The following is a 19,628-nucleotide window of genomic DNA, read 5'->3' as shown; positions in this document are numbered from 1 at the left end:
CGTCCTTTCAGTCGCTACTTGCCCCAGCGCAGCGCCAGCACGTCGAGATCGCGTGCAAGTTCGAGCAGCCGGGTCCTGGTTCGCTCGCTCATGGGTTTGAGCGGGTGCCTTACCGCATCGGAACGGATGACGCCACCGGCTGCGAAAACAACTTTACAGGCGCGCAGGCCGCACTGGCGGTTCTCATGGTTGATGAGAGGTAGGCACTTTTTCCACTGCGCCAAGGCCGCATCGGTGTTTCCCGCCAGGTAATCGACGACGATGGGCCGGATCTGCTCCGGGAACATGGCCGAGGTCATGGTTCCGGTCGCGCCGGCGTCGAGATCGGCCAGCAGGGTCGCGGCCTCCTCGCCGTCGAACGGCCCGTCTATGTGATCGCCGGCAGCCTCGATCAGCGCTGCCAGCTTGTCGGCGGCAAATGGGCATTCGATCTTGAAATAGGAAACGTTTTCAAGCTCGCGCGCCATTTTGGCGAGTAGATCGACGGAGAGCGCAACGCCGGAAAGCGGCGCATCCTGGACCATGATCGGGATGCGGACGGCGTCGTTGACAGTCTGGAAATGCTCGTAGATGCCGGCCGGCGCGGGAAACAGGCCCGAGCCGTGATAGGGCGGCATCATCATGACCATGGCAGCGCCGAGGTCCTGGGCGAATTTCGCGCGCTGCGTGGCGATGTCCGTGGAAAAATGGCTGATGGTGACGATGACGGGCACCCGGCCCGCCGCGTGCTCCAGCGACAGCCGCGTCAGCGTGGCGCGCTCCTCGTCCGAAAGCAGGAACTGCTCCGAATAGTTGGCGAGGATGCAGATGGCGTCGACGCCCTGGTCGATCATGCAGTCGATGACGCGGCGCATACCCTCCTCGTCGACGCGCCCGTCGGCGTGGAAAGGTGTCGGCGCGACAGGCAGAATGCCTGTGAGTTTTTTGGGCAATGGCATGGCTTAGTCCAATCGGGAATCAGAAAAGATCAGTGGGAATCCTTGGGCACGGCGTTGCCGCGCATACCTTTCAGAAAATCGAAATCGGCGCCAGTGTCCGCGCCGGTAACGTGGTCGTGATAGAGCATGGCATAGCCGCTCTGCGGACGGCTCATCGGGTTTTTCCAGGCTTGAAGCCGGCGTTCAATCTCTTCGTCCGAAACGTCGAGGTGAAGACGCCGGTTAGGCACGTCGACTTCAATGAAATCGCCGTCGCGCACGATTGCCAATGGTCCACCGGCGGCAGCTTCCGGGCTGACATGCAGGATCACGGTGCCATAGGCCGTGCCGGACATGCGCGCATCGGAAATTCGAATCATGTCCGTGATGCCCTTCTTCAGCACCTTCGGCGGCAAGCCCATATTGCCGACCTCGGCCATGCCCGGATAGCCGCGCGGCCCGCAGTTCTGCAGGACCATGATGCAGGTCTCGTCGATGTCGAGATCAGGGTCGGCGATCTTGCGCTTATAGTCGTCGATGTCGGTGAAGACGACAGCGCGACCACGATGAACCATGAGCGATGGCGATGCGGCGGACGGTTTCAGCACGGCTCCCCTGGGCGCCAGATTGCCGCGCAGGACGGCCATGCCACCCTGCGGCCGCAGCGGCTTGTCCATGGGCAGGATGACGTCCTCGTTCCAGTTGACGACATCCTTGACCTGATCCCACTGGGTTTCGCCGGAAACGGTGAGCGCATCCTTGTGCAGGAGACCGGCCTCGCCCAGCCGCTTGAGCACGACGGGCAGGCCGCCGGCGTAGAAGAACTCCTCCATCAGATATTTGCCGGACGGCATCAGGTTGACGATCGTTGGCACCTCGCGACCGAGCCGGTCCCAATCGTCCAGCGTCAGGTCGATTCCCACACGGCCGGCCAGCGCCAGCAGATGCACGACAGCATTGGTGGAGCCGCCGATGGCGCCATTGGTGCGGATGGCGTTTTCGAAGGCTTCCTTGGTCAGAACGTCGGACGGCTTGAGATCGTCCTTCACCATCTGCACGATGCGCCGGCCTGTCATCTGCGCCATGACGCGGCGGCGGCTGTCGACAGCCGGGATGGCGGCGTTGCCGGATAGCGCCATGCCGAGCGCTTCCGCCATGGACGCCATGGTGGAGGCTGTGCCCATCGTGTTGCAGGTGCCGGAAGACCGGCTCATCGCCTGCTCGGCGTCCAGAAAGTCTTCCCTGCTCATCGTGCCGGCCTTGATGGCCTCCGACATCTGCCACAGCGCGGTGCCGGACCCGACACGCTCGCCGCGGAACCAGCCGTTCAGCATCGGCCCGCCGGTGACGACAATCGAAGGCAGGTCCGTAGATGCCGCGCCCATCATCAGCGAGGGCGTGGTCTTGTCGCATCCGACCAGCAGCACCGCGCCGTCGATCGGCTGCGCGCGCATCGTCTCCTCGACCGCCAGCGCGGCGAGGTTGCGGTACATCATCGCCGTCGGGCGGTAGGTGTTTTCGGAAGCCGAGAAGACCGGGACCTCCAGCGGGAACCCGCCAGCTTCCCAGACGCCTGCTTTGACCTTTTCGGCAAGCTCACGAAGATGACCGTTGCAGGGCGTCAGGTCCGACCAGGTGTTGAGGATGCCGATTACCGGGCGTCCATCGAAGAGATCGTGCGGATAGCCCTGATTCTTGAGCCAGCCCCGGTGGTAGATATTGTCGCGCGACGTGCCGCCGTACCATTCCTGCGAGCGCAGCTTGCGCGGCCACTCGGCCGGCGTGAATCTGGCGCCCTTGCGCCCGGCACTGTCTGTCATGATCTGTCCTCAGGCTTCCTGCCTGTTTCCACGGAAACGCGGTCGATGCCTTCCTGGATTACCCGGCGCATCGCCGTCCTTGCCGCTTGTGGGTCCCGATCCTCGATCGCCCGTGCGATGTCACGGTGGCGCTGCACGGACAGCTTGTGGCGTTCGGTGTTGGGGATCGGCGAACTGACGGTGAAGGTCGCAACCAGCGCCACTTCGATCAGGGCGCTGATCGCCCTCATGAACGGGTTGCCCGATGCCTCGGCGACGCAGATGTGGAGGTGGAGGTCGTGCTGGACAAAGTCATTGCCGGTGATGCCGGCGGCGCCCATCAGGTCGACCCAGTGATAGAGTTCTCCTACCTGCGCCTCGGTACGCCGAAGCGCCGCCAGCGCCGCGGCTTCCGGCTCCAGCGCCAGCCGCATTTCCTGAAGATTGAAGAGGAACTGCGCATCGACGACGCCGGTATCGGCATGCCACTGCAATATATCGGGGTCGAACAGGTTCCAGCCGTCGCGCGGAACCACGCGCGTGCCGATCTTGGCCTTGGGCTGGATCAGGCCCTTCGCGGCAAGCGTCTTGAGCGCTTCGCGCAGCACTGTGCGCGAAACACCGTAGCGCTGTTGCAATTCAGCATCGCGCGGAAGGATGGAGTTTTCGGGGAGCGCGCCCGAAACGATGCCGCGTCCGAGGTCGCCCATGACATGGCCATGGATACCCTTTGGCGCAAGCGTGCGGCTGAGACCCGACTGGACGGAATTCATGCAGGTGCCCCCCCGGACTTCCGCTTGCGCGCGGACAGGACAACCAATAGCCGCTGAAGGGCAATGAAGGCAAAGAGCAAAAGGCCGACGACGATTTTCGTCCACCAGCTCGAAAGCGTGCCGTCGAAGACGATGTAGGTCTGGATCAGGCCCTGGATGATGACGCCGACAAAAGTCCCGGCCACCAGCCCTGCGCCGCCGGTCAGCAGCGTGCCGCCGATCACCACGGCGGCGATGGTGTCGAGCTCCACGCCGACGGCCGACAGCGAATAGCCGGCCGAGGTGTAGAGCGAGAAGACCACACCGGCGAGCCCGGACAGGAAGCCTGACAGGGCGTAGATGCCGACCGTCGTGCGCGCCACCGGGACGCCCATCAGTTCGGCCGAGGTGCGGTTGCCGCCCAGCGCATAGACGTAGGAGCCGAAGCGCGTGAAATGCGCCAGCACGATGCCACCGAGGAAGACGAGGACCATCAGGCCGCCGATCAGCGTCAGCCGTCCACCGCCCGGCATGCGGACATAAAGCTCCTGCAGCGTCGTGTAAAATTCATGCGTGACCGGAATGGAATCCGTGGTGATGACGAAAGCCATGCCGCGCGCCAGAAACATGCCGGCCAGCGTGACGATGAAGGCGGGAACGTCGAGATAATGGATGACCGCGCCCATGGCGGCGCCGAAAAGCGTGCTGATGACCAGAGCCACGGCGAAGGCCGCGAGCGGGTGAAAGCCGTACCAGCCGATCAGCACGGCGATCAGCACGGTGGTGAAGCCGATGACCGAACCAACCGAAAGATCGATGCCGCCGGAGATGATCACGAACGTCATGCCAACCGCGGCGACGCCGAGGAAGGCGTTGTCGGTCAAAAGGTTACCGAGCACGCGCGTCGACAGCATGTTGGGAAACTGGATGACGCAGACCGCGTAAGCCAGCACGAAAATGACCAGCGTGGCATAGAACGGCAGAAGGCGTGAGGACGTCATGGCGCTTCGACTTTCCTGACCGCAACCGTGCTGGTTTTCGGCAAACGGAAGCCGACAAGCGAGGCTGACTGGGCCAACAGGATCAGGATGATGACGGCGGCCTTGACGATGAGGTTGTATTCCGGCGGGAAGCCGGAGATCAGGATGCCGGTGTTCATTGCCTGGATGATGATGGCGCCGAGAACTGACATCAGGATCGAGAACCGCCCGCCGAGCAGCGACGTGCCGCCGATCACCACCGCGAGTATGGCGTCGAGTTCGAGCCACAGGCCGGCATTGTTGGCGTCGGCGCCGCGAATGTCGGCGGCGACGATGATGCCCGCCAGTGCGGCACAAAACCCACAGAACGTATAGGCAAGGACAATCAGCAGGCGGCTGTTGATGCCCGCATAGGTCGAGGCTTCACGATTGACGCCGATCGATTCGATCAGCAGCCCGAGCGCCGTGCGCCGCACGATGAGTACCGTGACCAGCGCCAGCACCGCCGCGATGATTACCGGCATGGGTATGCCCAGGAATGAGCCGGTGCCGAAAAAGATGAGACCGGGTTCGACGAAGGTTACGATGACGCCTTCGGTGATGAGCTGCGCGATGCCACGTCCGGCAACCATGAGGATCAAGGTCGCGACGATCGGCTGCAATTCGAGGACAGCCACCAGGAAGCCGTTGAGCAGGCCGCAGGCAAGGCCGACCGCCAGCGCCGACAGAATGACCACCGGCAAGGAATAGTCCGCCACCGTCATGGTCGCTGCCACGGCTCCTGCCATCGCCATGACGGCGCCGACGGAAAGATCCACGCCCTTCGAGGCAATCACCGCCGTCATGCCGACAGCGAGGATGGCGACAGGCGCGCCGCGGTTCAGCACGTCGATCAGGCTGCCGAAAAGCCGGCCGTCCTGGATGCGGAGATTGAAGAAGCCCGGGAAGGCCAGCCAGTTGAAGAACAGGATGACGGCAAGGCAGATGAGTTGCGGCGCCGCGCGGCGCAGGCCTGAAACGAGCATCGTCATTGCACAGCCCCGCCCTCGCCTGCGATGGCGCGCATGATGTTGCCGGTGCCGATCTCGTTGCCGGAAAGCTCGCCGATATGCATGCGGTCACGCAGCACCCGCACCCGTGTCGAATAGGCGACGATTTCCTCGATCTCGGAGGAAATCACCAGCAGCGCCAGCCCGTCGTCACAGAGTTTGTTGATGAGTTCGATGATCTCGGCATGGGCCCCGACATCGATGCCGCGCGTCGGCTCGTCGAGGATGAGGAAACGCGGTTGCGTCGCCAGCCAGCGGGCGAGGATCACCTTTTGCTGATTGCCGCCGGACAACAGCTTAACCGGCTTGTCGATGTCGGTGGTGCGGATATCGAGCGCCTTGACGAAGCGGTTCGCCAGCTCGGTCTGCTCACGCGTCGACATGCGGCGCAGCCAGCCGCGCCGCGCCTGCAGCGCCAGCGCGATGTTCTCGCGTACGGAAAGGTCGCCGATGATGCCATCGGCCTTGCGGTCTTCCGGGCAGAGGCCGAAGCCGAGCCGGACCGCATCGCGCGGCGAGGCGATCCTGGCCGGCTTGCCGTCGATGGTCATGGCGCCCTTGTCGGGCATGTCGATCCCGAACATCAGCCGCGCCGTCTCGGTGCGGCCGGAGCCGAGCAGACCGGCGACGCCGACGACTTCGCCGGCGGAAATCGTCAGGTCGAAGGGTTCGATCGATCGGTCGCGGCCAAATTGCGAAAAGGTGATTTTGCGGTCGGAAGGCGGCGGCGCCTGCCTCCGCCCCTGCTCAGTCGCCGCGACGAGAGAGCGGCCCAGCATCATCGACACCAGATCGACCTTGGGAAATTCCTTCGTGTTGCGTGTCCCCATCAGCTTGCCGTTGCGCAGCACCGTTATGCGGTCGCTGACGGCATAGACCTGATCGAGGAAATGGGTGATGAAAACGATGCCGAGGCCACGGTCGCGCAGCTTGCGCATGACGCCGAACAGCAGTTCGACCTCATGCCGGTCGAGACTTGCGGTCGGCTCGTCGAGGATCAGCACCGAGCCGGACATATCGACGGCGCGGGCAATCGCGATCAGCTGCTGAACAGCGACGGAAAACGAGGAAAGCTGCGCGCCGACATCAATATGAATGTCGTATTGCGCCAGCAGCGCTTTCGCCTCTTTTTGCATGGTGCGGGTATCGACCAGGCCGAACCGCTTCGGCTGGCGGCCGATGTAAAGGTTTTCGGCCACCGTCAGGTTCGGCAGCAGATTGACTTCCTGATAGACCGTGCCGATGCCAAGCTGCTGGGCGTGCAGCGTATCACGCACCACGACCGGCTCGCCCTTGAGTGTGACGATGCCGCTATCAGCGCGATGAACCCCGGTCAGGACCTTTATCAGTGTCGACTTGCCGGCACCGTTCTCGCCCAGCAAAGCATGGATTTCGCCGGCGCGCATATTGAAGTCGACGCCATCCAGGGCTTTGAAGCCAAGGAACGACTTGCACATATCAGTCGCGCTGAGCAGGAGGCTGGGCTCGCTCACTGGTCGTCTCCCAAAGATGACCGTCAGGATAGAGGAGCGGGCCGGTTACAGGAACCGGCCCGCAGGAAGATCAGTAGCCGAGGCCCTTCTTTTCCTCATAAACCTTCATCGGATCGTCAGCCTGCGTGTAGAGCTTCGATTCGGTGATGATGGTCTTGGGCGGCAAAGTGCCGTCGGCCTTGAACTTGGCCAGCGCGTCGAAGGCCGGGCCAGCCATGTTCGGCGTCAGCTCGACCGTGGCATTGGCCTCGCCATCGGCCATTGCCTTGAAGATATCCGGCACGGCGTCGATGGAAACGACCTTGATGTCGGAGCCGGGCTTGAGGCCGGCTTCCTTGATCGCCTGGATGGCGCCGACGGCCATGTCGTCATTGTGGGCGTATAGCGCGCAGATGTTCTTGCCGCCATTCTCCGCCTTCAGGAAGCCTTCCATGACTTCCTTGCCCTTGGCGCGGGTGAAGTCGCCGGTCTGGCTGCGGATGATCTTGATCGTCGGCGTGCCGGCGATCGCATCTTCAAAACCCTTCTTGCGGTTGATGGCGGGCGACGAACCGGTGGTACCCTGCAACTCGACGACGTTGCATTCCTTGCCGGCTGCATCCTTGACCAGCCAATCGCCGGCAACCTTGCCTTCCAGAACCTGATCGGAAGCGACCATGGTCATGTAGAGGTCGGGCGAACCTTCGATGCCACGGTCAAGCAGGATCACCGGGATTTCGGCGTCCTTGGCTTCCTTGAGCACCGCATCCCAACCGGTGGCGACGACGGGAGCGACGAAAATCGCATCGACGCCCTGGGCGACGAAGCCGCGGATCGCCTTGATCTGGTTTTCCTGCTTCTGCTGCGCATCGGCGAACTTCAGGTCGACGCCGCGCTTTTCAGCTTCCTGCTTGGTGACGCTGGTTTCGGCGGCACGCCAGCCGGACTCCGAACCGATCTGAGAAAAACCGACCGTCAGGTCGGCGGCGATGGCTGCACCGCCGAACGCCAAGGCGGTCGCCGAACCGAGCAGCATGGATTTCAGGAATCTGGACATCAAAAATTACCTCCCAAAATAGAACCGACCGAGGCTCCTCCGCAGTCGTCGAGGTTTCGTATAGTCGTATAGTATTACTTATTCAAGCGATCTTCTGCAGGTCGGCGATCACAAATCGTCAGTCGTGAACGCGGTCAATCTTGCCCCGAAACGCGCACTGTGAAATCTGATGTATCAGATGTTGACATATCAAATCAGGGATGCGACGAAGCGACCGGGAAGAGCAGGAGGAGCAATTCATGGATGGTTCGCCGGCAGACGCCGTCGAAACGCGGCCGACGCACACGCTTGAGCCGATCAAGCTCAAGAGCTTGCGCGAGCACGTCCATGACAGCCTGCGCCAGGCGATCATCGCCGGCCGTCTCAAGGCCGGTATGCGCCTCAACGAACGACAGCTCGCCTCCGAACTCGGCATCTCCACCAGCCCGTTGAAGGAAGCCCTGCGGCAGCTGGAAAGCGAAGGCCTGGTGCGCACCGAAGCCCGGCGCGGCACCTTCGTCACCTTTTCAGCGCGGCAGGCCGAGGAGATGACCCTGGCCCGCGCGGCGCTCGAAAGCATCATCGCCCGGCAAGCCGCCAAGCATGGCGCGGAAGACGCTTTCGACGGGCTGCGCAGCATCATCGAGGAAATGCGCACCGCCCTGGCTTCGGGCGACGTACAGGATCTCATCGTCCTCAACGAGAAATTCCACGACGCCATCCACGAGGCGTCCGGCTGCGAGTATCTGCGCCGGCTGCAGAACGCCCAGCGCATGTACGACCACGCCGCAAGGGTGACCGTGCTTTCGCGCGAGGAAGTGCGCCGCGCCTCATTCCTCGAGCACGAGGCGATCATGCAGGCGATCGTGACGCGGGATACCGACAGGGCTGAACGGCTGATGCGCGAGCATATCGTTCTGGCCGGAAACACGCATATCGAGCTGGTTTTCTAGAACCGCTCGCAGGGAGAAACGACAGATGGAATTCGACGCCTACCGCCAGGTGCTGCAGGGCATTTCAGGCGTTCATGTGACCGCTTACGATGGAGACGGCGAGATCGAACCGGGTCTGACCGGCCGCATCGTGTCCGACATCGCGGCGGCCGGCGTCCATAACATCGTGTCCGGTGGCAATACCGGCGAATTCTACAGCATGACCGCCGATGAAGTCATCCGCCTGCAGGCCGTGGCTGTCGCAGCCGTTGATGGGCGCGCCGCCGTTACAGCCGCCGCCGGACGCTCCGTACGCGAGGCGATCGCGGTATCGCGTGCCGCCCAGCGTGAAGGCGCGGACGGCGTCATGGTGCATCATCCGCTCGACCCGTTCGCCGCTCCGCATTCGCAGGTGGACTATTTCGTCGCCATCGCCGAGGCGACCGATCTGCCGCTGGTCGCCTATATCCGTTCCGACCTGATCCCGCTGGACGAGATGGTCCGGCTCGGCACCCATCCGCGCGTTGCCGGCGTGAAATTCGCCTCCACCAATACCGCACTCTTCGCCGATTGCGTGCGCGCCACGAAAGGCACCAAGGCGACCTGGATATGCGGACTGGCCGAAAGCTGGGCTCTGCCCTTCTATGCGCTGGGCGCCAAGGGCTTCACCTCGGGCCTGGTCAATGTCGCGCCGGAACGCTCGCTTGCCGTCTGGCACGCGCTGGAAGCCGGCGATTATGCGCGCGCCCGCGCCATCATCGACAGCATCGCGCCTTTCGAGACCATGCGCACCAAACATCGCAACGGCGCCAACGTCACCGTCGTCAAGGAGGCGCTGCGCCTGCGCGGCCACGAGGTCGGCCCGGTGCGCCTGCCTGGCCTGCCCGAACTCGAAGATGGGGACCGCAAGGCCCTCGGAACCGTCCTCGCCCAATGGAGCCAGGACGGACTTGTCTAGTAATGGAAAGACCATTCGCTTCTGGGAGGAAGCGATTGGAAAATCAGTGAAAAACGGAGGAGAAATGGAATGACCAAAGACCTTTCACGTCGTCACTTCCTGGCCGCAGCGAGCCTCGCTGCCGGCGGGGCCATCATCGCGCCGCGCGGGGCTTTCGCCCAGTCGGCCAAACTGCCGTCGTCGCCAGTCGCGCTGAACGTCATCGACGCAGCCGGCAATCTGGCGCTGACGCAGCCGATCTTCGACAATTTCGCCGCGAAGAACCCGAATCTCGTGTCGCGCTTCACCTTCAACAAGGCGCCCTCGCCCGAACTGCCGGGCAAGATCAAGGCGCAGCAGCGCGCCAACCGCATCGACATCGACATGGTCATCATCGGTCCAGACGCTCTTTCGGCCGGTCTCGCCGACGACATCTGGACCGACATCATCGCGATGCCGGATTCCGGGCTGCCGGACCTGCAGAAGATCTATCTCGATCCAGCCTGGCGCATGCAGGGCCTGTCCAAGGGCAAGGGCGTCGTCGTCTCCTACTACCCGTCCGGCCCGCTGATCGAATACATGCCGGCCAAGGTGCAGAAGGTGCCGACGACGGCTGAGGAATTGCTTGCCTGGGCGAAAGAGAACAAGAACAAGTTCATCTATGCCCGTCCTGCCAATTCCGGTCCCGGCCGCACCTTCCTGATGGGCCTGCCCTATCTGCTCGGCGACACCGATCCGAAGGATCCGGCCAAGGGCTGGGACAAGACCTGGGCCTATCTCAAGGAACTGCACAAGAACATCGAATACTATCCCGCCGGCACCGGCGCCCTGATGAAGGAGTTCGGCGAAGGCACGCGCGACATGACCGTGACCACCACCGGCTGGGACATCAACCCACGCGCGCTCGGCGTGGTGCCCAAGGAAGCCGCCGTCGGCAAGCTGACCGGCTTCCACTGGGTTTGCGACGCACACTATTTCTCCATTCCCAAGGGCGTGTCGGAAGACAAGATCGCGGTGATGATGGAGTTCATCAAGTTCGCGCTGCAGCCGGAACAGCAGGCCTACTCCTATGACGCCGGCTATTTCTATCCGGGCCCGGCGGTCAAGGACGTTCCGCTGACGATGGCGCCGCAGAAGAGCCAGGACATCATCGCCGAGTTCGGCCGTCCCGACTATGCGGACTGGATCGGCAACAATCCGATCGAGCTGCCGCTCGAGCCGGAAGCCCTGGTGACCGCGTTCCGCCGCTGGGACGAAGAGGTCGCGGCCGGCTAAACGCCGATCCGACGCAAATCGGTTGCTGCGGGCGATCTCGTCCGCGGCAGCCTCCCCTTTCTCACGTCCGCAGATGGAATTTCGGCTATGCCGCTCGCCTCAACGTCCTTCAATGAACTGCGGCTCGACCGCATGAGCCGTGCTTTCGGCAATTTCAATGCGCTGAACGAAATCAACCTGACCATCGGCAAGGGCGAGTTCGTCGCCCTGCTCGGCCCTTCCGGCTGCGGCAAGTCGACGGCGCTGAACTGCATCGCCGGCCTGCTCGGCACGACGGGCGGCGGCATCTATCTCGACGGCAAGCGCATCGACCAGCTCAAGCCCGAAGATCGCGGCTTCGGCATGGTGTTCCAGAACTACGCGCTGTTCCCCCATATGACCGTTCTGCAGAATGTCGGTTTCGGCCTGAAGATGCGGGGCCTCTCGCGCGCCGAGATCGACAAGCGCGCCGATGCGGCGCTGTCGCTGGTGCGATTGCAGGGCCAGGGCCACAAGCTGCCCGGCCAGCTTTCCGGCGGTCAGCAGCAACGCGTCGCCATCGCCCGCGCCATCGTCATCGAGCCGCCGCTGGTCCTGATGGACGAACCGCTGTCCAATCTCGACGCAAAGCTGCGGCTGGAGATGCGCGCTGAAATCCGCCGCATCCACAACCAGCTCGGCGCGACCACCATCTACGTCACCCACGACCAGGACGAGGCTCTGTCGCTGGCCGACCGTATCGTCGTTCTGCGCGACGGGTCGATAAGACAGGTCGGCGCGCCGCACGACCTCTATGAGAGCCCACTCTATCTCGACGTGGCGGAATTCATGGGCTTCCGCAACAAGGTTGTCGGCAAGGTGGTGCGCATCGACGATGGCAAGGCGACCATTGCCGCGGCCGGCTCCGAATTGACCGGGCGCGCCATGGGCGATCTCAAGATGGGAGACGAAGCTGTTCTGGCGGCGCGCGGCGATGACGTGATCGAAGGCAAGAAGGGAAAAAACACCCTGTCGGCCAAGGTCGAGACCATCGAATATCGCGGCCGCGAATATGTAGGCACCGCACTGACTGGCAATGGCATGGAACTGGTCTTCCACGGCTCGCGCAAGGCCGATCTCGGCAGCGCCATCACGCTGCAGATCGAGGCCGGCCGTGCGCTGGTCTTCGCTGCGGAGGTTTAGGCGATGTCCACCGCTGTCCTTGATCACAAACTGCCGACGCCGAGCCTGCGCCAGCGCCTGGCCAATCGCGGCATCGACGGCGTCACGCTGCTGATCCTGCCCGCATTCCTGTTCGTGATCCTTGTCTTCATCTATCCGTTTTTGTACGGCTTGGTGCTGTCGTTCAACCCGATCGAGGGCGGCGGCGCGCTGGCGAACTACAGCAAGTTCTTCTCCGATCCTTATCTCTACCGCACCATCGGCGCCACGCTTTGGCTCGCCGTGCCGGTGACGATCGTGAGTATCCTGCTGGCGGTGCCGATCGCCATGCGGGTGCGGCTGATGAAGCACCAGCGGCTGCTGACAACGCTGCTTGTCCTGCCGGTGACGCTCGGCACCGTGCTGGTGGCCGAAGGGCTGCTCAACTATCTCGGCCCGCAAGGCTGGTTCAACCGCACGCTGATCACCCTGGGGCTGATCGACGGTCCGGTCCGGCTGGTGAACAATTACTGGGGCGTGCTGGCGTCGCTGATCATCACGGTTTTCCCGTTCACTTTCCTGCTGACGCTTTCCTACATCACCGGCATCGATCCAGCGCTTGAGCGCGCCGCGGCTACACACGGCGCAAGCGGCTGGCAGCGCTTCCGCCATGTGATGCTGCCGCTGCTGGTCCCCGGACTGGTGGTCGCCTGCTGCCTGACCTTCGTGCAGGCCTTCGCGGTGTTCCCCTCGGCGGTGCTGCTCGGCGCGCCTTCAGGTCCGACGCGTGTCATTTCGATTGCCGCGGCCCAGGCCGCCTTCGAGCAGTATGACGACTCGATGGCCTCGGCCATCGCCATGATCATGGCCGCCGTACAGCTTCTGGTGGTTGCCGCGCTGCTCGGTTTCCGTTCCTTCTTCTACCGCGGCTCCACGGCGGGCGGGAAAGGCTGACAGATGATCCGCGATACCTCTCCGCTTGCAAAACTCTGGATCGCCGTCGTCTGGGTGGTGACGGGGTTCTTCATTCTCAACGTACTCGCCGTCATCGCGGCGGTGGTCGTTTCCTCGTTCGGAACGCGCTGGCTCGGCACGTGGCTGCCGGAAGGCTTCACGACGAAATGGTATGCCGCCTCATGGGCTGAATTCCAGCTCGACCATGTCCTCGTCGTGACGTTCCAGATCGTGCTCACCGTCGTGCTGCTCTCAGGCATACTCGGCGTCACTGCCGCCTATGCGATGGCGCGGCGCGACTTTCCGGGCAAGAAGCTGGTGCTGCTGATCTTCCTGCTGCCACTACTGGTGCCGCCGATCACCTTCGGCATTCCGCTCACGACCGTGCTCTACAAGTTCGGCGTCGGCGGCACCTTCTGGGGCGTGGTGCTGGCCAATCTGGTGCCGACCGTGCCGTTCGTGATCCTGGTCATGGTGCCTTTCATCGAGCAGATCGATCCGAAAGTGGAGGCGGCGGCGCGTGTGTTCGGCGCCGGCACGTTCAGGCTGTTCCGCTACGTGCTGTTGCCAATGCTGCTGCCCGGCATCCTCGCATCGATGCTGCTGGTGCTGGTGCGCACCGTCGGCATGTTCGAATTGACCTTCCTCACCGCCGGCCCGACAAGCCAGACGCTCGTCGTGGCGCTGTATTACTCGGTGTTCGCGGCCGGTGTACGCTCCGTTCAATCGATCGACGCCATGGCGGTGATCTACATGGTCACCTCGCTGGTCTGGCTGCTGATCGCGCTGCGCTTCGTCAACCCGACGCAGATCGTGGCGCGGGGCCGACCGGCATCCGTGCACTAATAGCTGGACGCGGCGACAGCCGCCTCCTCCCGTCATACGCCTACGGAAAATTCCATGAAGATCACCGCCGTCGAAACCATCCAGCTTCCGCACCTCAACAACATATTGTGGGTGCGGGTGCATACCGACGAGGGCATCGTCGGGCTTGGCGAGACGTTCCGCGGCGCCAATGCGGTGGCAGCCTATATCCACAGCGATATCGCGCCGCAGCTGGTCGGCAAGAACCCGCTCGAAATCGACCGCATTTCCAGCCTGCTCCTGTCGCCTTACGTGGGTTTCCGGTCTTCCGGCGTGGAAATCCGCGCGGCCTCGGCCATCGACGTCGCCTTGTGGGACATATTCGGCAAGGCGGTGAACCAGCCGATCCATCAACTCCTCGGCGGACTGTCGCGGCCGTCGATCCGCACCTACAACACCTGCGCCGGCTATACCTACAACAAGAGCGGGGCGCGCCGTTACATCGGCGATTCCGAAGAGGCCAAGGAAGGCCCGTACGAAGACCAGCTTGCCTTCCATCGCGACGCCGGCGCGCTCGCGCAAAGCCTTCTGTCGGAAGGCATCACCGCGATGAAGATATGGCCGTTCGACCCCTTCGCGGTGCAGAACGGCGGCAACTTCATCCATGCCAGCGACCTCGACAAGGCGCTGGTGCCGTTCCGCCAGATCCGCGACGCGGTCGGCAACCAGATGGAGGTCATGGTCGAGCTGCACTCGATGTGGGACCTGACATCGGCGCTGACGATTGCGCGGGGCCTGCGCGAGTTCGATCCGTTCTGGGCGGAAGACCCGGTCAAGATGGTCAACCCGCAATCGCTCGCCATCTATGCGCGCCATGCGGGCATACCCGTCTGCGCGAGCGAGACGCTGGCGACGCGGTCGCAGTTCCTCGACGTGCTGCGTGCCGACGCCACCGATTACGTGATGCTGGATGTTTCCTGGTGCGGCGGCCTGTCGGAAGCCAAGAAGATCGCCACCATGGCCGAAACCTTCCAGCGCCCGGTCGCGCCGCACGACTGCACCGGGCCGGTTATCTTCGCGGCTTCGATCCACCTGTCGCTCAATCTGCCGAACGCCGTCTTCCAGGAATCGGTGCGCGCCTACTACACCTCATGGTATCGTGATCTGGTGACCGTCATGCCGCGTATCGAAAACGGACAAATCCATCCCTTCGAAGGCGCGGGCCTCGGCCTCGAATTGTCCGATTTTGTGCTCGACCACCCGGAAGTCGTCCGTCGCAGCACCGGAGCCGAATGATGGGTCCGTTCCGCTGCATCGCCGACATCCGCGGCAAATTGCTGGAAAGCCCGGTTTGGGACGAGCGGCGCGGGACGCTGTTCGTTTGCGACATTCCCGGCCACGAACTGCTTGAGATCGGCCTCGAGGATGGCTTGCGCCGACGCTGGCCATTCGAAACCGCGGTGACCGCGCTCGGCCTTGGCGAAAGCGGCGCGCTTGTCGTCTCGCTCCAGCGCAAGGTGATCGTGTTCGACCCGGAGACCGGAAACCGCCGGGATTTGTGGACCGGCTACGACGAGGCCGAGACCTCGCGCCTCAATGACGGCAAGGTCGGGCCGGACGGCGCGTTCTGGGTCGGCAGCATGGATATGCGCCCCGACCGCCAGCCCGTCGGCAAGCTTTACCGCGTGACGGCGGACGGCGCTGCCACCGTGGCGGCAGAGGGTTTTTGCGTCTCGAACGGTCTCGCCTGGTCGGCCGACGGCACGGTCATGTACCACACCGATTCGCGCGGCCCGTGGGTCGATCACTACGATTTCGATGCCGCGACCGGTGGTATTAGCGGCCGCAAGCGGCTCTATGATCTCGACGAGGGGACGGGCCGCCCCGATGGCGGCGCCTGCGATGCGGAAGGCGATTATTGGAGCGCCGGGGTTTCCGCCGGCGTCCTCAACCGCATCACGCCTGATGGAAAATTGCGCGAACGCTACCCTTTACCAGTGCCGACGCCGACCATGCCGTGCTTCTGCGGTCCCGGCCTGCGGCAAATTGCAGTCACAACGCACCGCGCGATCGACGAAGCGGCGCTGGAAGCCGCGCCGCAGGCCGGCGGCGTGTTTCTGGCGGAGGCGCCCGTCGCCGGCGCACCGGTCGTGCGTATGCGGGGCGTTTGAGATGCAAAAACATATACTTCTGACTGGCGCTTCAGGCACTCTGGGGCGTGTTGTCGCGCCGCGCCTGACCGCCGCTGGCTATCGGCTGCGGCTCTCCGATGTGAAGCCTTTTCCCGATCCAATCCCCGAAGGCGCTTCGTTCGTTCAAGCCGATCTGGCTGACGGGGCGGTGGTGAGCGGGATCGTGGCCGGAGCCGATGCAATCATCCATTTCGGCGGCATCAGCGCCGAGCAGCCATTCCGTCCAGTCATCGAAGCCAATATTCTCGGGCTGACGCATATTTTCGAGGCGGCGCGCCAGGGCGGGCAGCGCGTAATCTTCGCCAGCTCAAACCACGCCATCGGCTACTACGAACGAGGCCGTACGCTCGACACCCGTGACCCGATGCGGCCGGACGGCTATTACGGCCTGTCGAAGGCCTATGGCGAACTGCTCGGCCGCATGATGTTCGACAAGCATGGGCTGGAAAGCGTGCATGTGCGGATAGGCTCGTGCCTGCCCGCGCCAACCGAGGCGCGGCATCTGTCGACATGGCTTTCGCATGACGATCTCGAACGGCTGCTGATCGCGGCTATCGAGGCCCCGGAAACCGGCCATGCGATCGTCTGGGGCGTCTCGGCGAATGCGGCCTCCTGGTGGGGCGAAGACGATGCGGCGCGCATCGGCTTCGTGCCGCAGGACGATGCATCCCGTTTCGGGCGGCTGCCGGAGCCGGGCGACGCCATCGCCCAACGCTTCCAGGGCGGCGCATTCGCGTCCGACGGCTATTCGCGGAACGATTGAGGCCGTCATGATTGTGGATCTCTCAGGCAGTGGCTACCGGGTGCGGATTGACCCGGATGTCGGCGGGGCGATCCTGACGGCGGAATGGGCCCGCCCGGACGGGACCGCGCTAGCGGTTCTTGAACCGAGGACCGAAGCGCTGGCGCCTTTCAGGGCGGGCTGTTTCCCCATGATTCCGTTCGCCAACCGTATCAACCACGGGCGTTTCAGCTTCGGCGGCCAGACATTCCAGTTTCCGGTGAATCATCCGGAGGAGGACATGGCCGTCCATGGTTTTTCGCGCGAGCGACCGTGGCAGGTGGGGGAGCAGACCGGCGACAGGGTCGTGCTGACCCAGATATTCGAAGCAGACGGTAATCCCTATCGTTACCGGGCAACGCAGGAAATCGGTCTTTCCAAGGCCGGAATTCGTGTAGCGATTTCAGTTCGAAACGAGGGTAATGCCGCGATGCCCTTCGGCATCGGACTGCACCCCTGGTTTCCCAAGACCGCGCAGACCACCCTCGCCTTCCGCTCCGCCGGCGTATATGCCCGCGATGCGCGCGGCCTGCCAGTCGCGCCGTTGACGCAGCGCCCGGAATTCGACCCGGCTCACCCCGCCGCGCTTGGCCAGAATCCTTGGTTCGACGGGTGTTTCAAGAACTGGAGCCCGCGCAGCGCGGTCATTTGCTGGCCTGAACACCAGGCTTCGCTGACTCTCACCGCCGATGGCGCCCTGCGGCATCTCCATGTCTTCGTTCCCGATAACCGGCCAATCGTCTGCGCCGAGCCGGTGAGCCATCTGCCCGACGCGATCAACCGCCCTGAACTGGGCGCCGATTGCGCGATGGATGTATTGCAGCCGGGCGAGATGCTGTCCGGCACGATGACGCTTTCGGTCACCGAAGCGCCTAATTCTCCAGAGGTACGCCTATGACCCGCAAAAGCTACCAAGACCTCCGATCCGCCCGCTGGATGGTGCCGGACGACCAGCGCTCCTTCGGCCACCGCTCGCGCACCATGCAGATGGGTTACGATCCGGTCGATTGGGAGGGCCGGCCGATCATCGCGGTCATCAACACCTGGTCGGATGCGCAGCCCTGCCACATGCATTTCAAGGACCGGGTCGAGTGGGTGAAGCGCGGCATATTGCAGGCCGGCGGCTTCCCGATGGAACTGCCGGCGCTGTCGCTGTCGGAAAACTTCGTGAAGCCGACCACCATGCTCTACCGCAACATGCTGGCGATGGAGACCGAGGAACTGCTGCGCAGCCATCCCGTCGATGGGGCGGTGCTGATGGGCGGCTGCGACAAGACCACGCCGGGCCTCGTGATGGGCGCGACGACGATGGGGCTGCCCTTCATCTTCCTGCCGGCGGGGCCGATGCTGCGTGGCAACTACGCCGGGAAGTATCTCGGCTCCGGCACCGACGGTTTCAAATATTGGGACGAGCGGCGCGCCGGCACCATCACAAAGGAGGAGTGGCAAGGTATCGAAGGCGGCATCGCCCGCTCCTACGGCCACTGCATGACGATGGGCACCGCCAGCACCATGACGGCCATCGCCGAGGCGATGGGCCTGACCCTGCCCGGCGCCTCCTCGATCCCGGCCGCGGATGCCGGCCACCAGCGCATGTCGACGCAATGCGGACGCCGCATTGTCGAGATGGTGTGGGAGGACCTGACGCCGAACAAGATCCTGACGCCGGCGGCGGTGGAAAACGCCGTCACCGTGGCGATGGCGACCGGCTGCTCGACCAATGCGATCATCCATCTGATCGCCATGGCGCGCCGTGCCGGCATTCCGCTGGAACTCGACGATCTCGACCGCATCGGCCGCACGACGCCGGTGATCGCCAACATCAGGCCTTCCGGCACGACCTATCTGATGGAGGATTTCTACTATGCCGGCGGCCTGCGCGCGCTGATGAAGCAGCTCGGCGACAAGCTCGACGATACCGCCATCACCGTAACCGGCAAGCCGCTGACCGACGGGCTGGACCAGGCCAAGCTGTGGAACGACGATGTCATCCGCCCGCTGTCGAACCCGGTCTACCATGAGGGATCGCTGGCGGTTCTGAAGGGCAACCTCTGCCCGGATGGCGCGGTGATCAAGCCGGCGGCGTGCGACCCGAAATTCCACCGGCACACCGGGCCGGCGCTGATCGCCGACAGCTATCCGGAACTGAAAAAGATCATCGACGACCCTGATTATCCGATGACGCCCGACACCGTGCTGGTGCTGCGCAATGCCGGACCGCAGGGCGGACCGGGGATGCCTGAATGGGGCATGATCCCGATGCCCAAGGCGCTGCTGAAGCTCGGCCTGCGCGACATGGTGCGGCTTTCCGATGCGCGCATGTCGGGCACTTCGTTCGGCGCCTGCGTGCTGCATGTGGCCCCCGAAGCTTTTGTCGGCGGCCCGCTGGCGCTGCTGCGCAATGGCGACATGGTCGAACTCGATATTCCCAACAGAAGCCTGAACATGCTGGTGGACGAAGCGGAATTGACGGCGCGCAGGGCTGCATGGACGCCGCCCGCGCCGCGCTACGAGCGCGGCTACGGCTACATGTTCTCCAAACACATCGAACAGGCCGACAAGGGCTGCGACTTCGATTTCCTGAAAGCGGAATTCGGCGCGCCGGTGAGCGAGCCCGTCATATTCTGAA

18 protein-coding genes are annotated in these 19,628 nt (G+C 63.6%); 11 read left to right on the top strand and 7 right to left on the bottom strand.

Annotated features, from left to right (window positions below):
• Window positions 1-14: 14 nt before the first annotated feature.
• The 7 genes from ASD44_RS04805 to ytfQ all read right to left on the bottom strand — a co-directional run bounded on the left by ASD44_RS04805 (window position 15) and on the right by ytfQ (window position 8,005).
• On the bottom strand, window positions 15-938 hold the full coding sequence (locus ASD44_RS04805; protein ID WP_056109403.1) for a dihydrodipicolinate synthase family protein: 924 nt from the start codon (window positions 936-938) through the stop codon (window positions 15-17).
• A 29-nt stretch (window positions 939-967) separates the two neighbouring features.
• Window positions 968-2,737, bottom strand: a complete 1,770-nt coding sequence (gene araD / locus ASD44_RS04800) for an L-arabinonate dehydratase (protein WP_056109401.1) — start codon at window positions 2,735-2,737, stop codon at window positions 968-970.
• Window positions 2,734-3,489 carry a FadR/GntR family transcriptional regulator gene (locus tag ASD44_RS04795; RefSeq protein WP_056109399.1) on the bottom strand — a complete coding sequence of 252 codons (756 nt, stop codon included), beginning with the start codon at window positions 3,487-3,489 and terminating at the stop codon, window positions 2,734-2,736. The genes araD (ASD44_RS04800) and ASD44_RS04795 overlap by 4 nt, the downstream gene beginning before the upstream one ends.
• Window positions 3,486-4,469, bottom strand: coding sequence for a galactofuranose ABC transporter, permease protein YjfF (gene yjfF, locus ASD44_RS04790; RefSeq protein WP_056109397.1), 984 nt, complete (start codon window positions 4,467-4,469; stop codon window positions 3,486-3,488). Before yjfF ends, ASD44_RS04795 begins: the two co-directional genes overlap by 4 nt.
• Complete coding sequence (locus tag ASD44_RS04785) at window positions 4,466-5,479, bottom strand: ABC transporter permease (RefSeq protein WP_056109395.1); 1,014 nt, start codon at window positions 5,477-5,479, stop codon at window positions 4,466-4,468. Before ASD44_RS04785 ends, yjfF begins: the two co-directional genes overlap by 4 nt.
• A complete protein-coding gene (ytfR, locus tag ASD44_RS04780; protein ID WP_320409825.1) occupies window positions 5,476-6,990 on the bottom strand; it encodes a galactofuranose ABC transporter, ATP-binding protein YtfR in 1,515 nt (504 codons plus the stop codon). Before ytfR ends, ASD44_RS04785 begins: the two co-directional genes overlap by 4 nt.
• A gap of 70 nt (window positions 6,991-7,060) precedes the next feature.
• Window positions 7,061-8,005: a galactofuranose ABC transporter, galactofuranose-binding protein YtfQ gene (ytfQ, locus tag ASD44_RS04775; protein WP_244478813.1), complete on the bottom strand. Its 945-nt coding sequence runs from the start codon at window positions 8,003-8,005 to the stop codon at window positions 7,061-7,063.
• 260 nt (window positions 8,006-8,265) lie between these two features.
• Here ytfQ and ASD44_RS04770 point away from each other — a divergent pair, with 260 nt between their 5' ends.
• The 11 genes from ASD44_RS04770 to araD (ASD44_RS04720) all read left to right on the top strand — a co-directional run bounded on the left by ASD44_RS04770 (window position 8,266) and on the right by araD (ASD44_RS04720) (window position 19,627).
• Window positions 8,266-8,958, top strand: coding sequence for a GntR family transcriptional regulator (locus tag ASD44_RS04770; RefSeq protein ID WP_056109389.1), 693 nt, complete (start codon window positions 8,266-8,268; stop codon window positions 8,956-8,958).
• A 25-nt stretch (window positions 8,959-8,983) separates the two neighbouring features.
• Window positions 8,984-9,895, top strand: coding sequence for a dihydrodipicolinate synthase family protein (locus ASD44_RS04765; RefSeq protein WP_056109387.1), 912 nt, complete (start codon window positions 8,984-8,986; stop codon window positions 9,893-9,895).
• A gap of 69 nt (window positions 9,896-9,964) precedes the next feature.
• Window positions 9,965-11,149 (top strand): extracellular solute-binding protein, encoded by a 1,185-nt coding sequence (locus ASD44_RS04760; protein ID WP_056109385.1) that lies wholly within the window; start codon window positions 9,965-9,967, stop codon window positions 11,147-11,149.
• An 87-nt stretch (window positions 11,150-11,236) separates the two neighbouring features.
• The gene (locus ASD44_RS04755) at window positions 11,237-12,310 is read left to right on the top strand and encodes an ABC transporter ATP-binding protein (RefSeq protein ID WP_056109382.1); all 1,074 of its coding nucleotides are present in this window, start codon (window positions 11,237-11,239) and stop codon (window positions 12,308-12,310) included.
• 3 nt (window positions 12,311-12,313) lie between these two features.
• On the top strand, window positions 12,314-13,222 hold the full coding sequence (locus tag ASD44_RS04750) for an ABC transporter permease subunit (RefSeq protein WP_056109380.1): 909 nt from the start codon (window positions 12,314-12,316) through the stop codon (window positions 13,220-13,222).
• Window positions 13,223-13,225: 3 nt separating this feature from the next.
• A complete protein-coding gene (locus tag ASD44_RS04745; protein WP_056109378.1) occupies window positions 13,226-14,068 on the top strand; it encodes an ABC transporter permease subunit in 843 nt (280 codons plus the stop codon).
• 54 nt (window positions 14,069-14,122) lie between these two features.
• Window positions 14,123-15,322, top strand: coding sequence for a mandelate racemase/muconate lactonizing enzyme family protein (locus tag ASD44_RS04740; protein WP_056109376.1), 1,200 nt, complete (start codon window positions 14,123-14,125; stop codon window positions 15,320-15,322).
• Window positions 15,319-16,197, top strand: coding sequence for an SMP-30/gluconolactonase/LRE family protein (locus tag ASD44_RS04735; RefSeq protein ID WP_056109374.1), 879 nt, complete (start codon window positions 15,319-15,321; stop codon window positions 16,195-16,197). Before ASD44_RS04740 ends, ASD44_RS04735 begins: the two co-directional genes overlap by 4 nt.
• A gap of 1 nt (window position 16,198) precedes the next feature.
• Entirely contained in the window at window positions 16,199-16,981 is a 783-nt protein-coding gene (locus tag ASD44_RS04730; RefSeq protein ID WP_056109372.1) for an NAD(P)-dependent oxidoreductase, read from the top strand.
• A gap of 7 nt (window positions 16,982-16,988) precedes the next feature.
• Entirely contained in the window at window positions 16,989-17,897 is a 909-nt protein-coding gene (locus ASD44_RS04725; protein WP_056109370.1) for an aldose 1-epimerase, read from the top strand.
• A complete protein-coding gene (gene araD / locus ASD44_RS04720; RefSeq protein WP_056109368.1) occupies window positions 17,894-19,627 on the top strand; it encodes an L-arabinonate dehydratase in 1,734 nt (577 codons plus the stop codon). The genes ASD44_RS04725 and araD (ASD44_RS04720) overlap by 4 nt, the downstream gene beginning before the upstream one ends.
• Window position 19,628: the final 1 nt, after the last annotated feature.

The organism is Mesorhizobium sp. Root554 (genome assembly GCF_001427025.1).
GTDB lineage: Bacteria > Pseudomonadota > Alphaproteobacteria > Rhizobiales > Rhizobiaceae > Mesorhizobium.
This window is presented reverse-complemented; position numbering and strand designations above follow the sequence as displayed.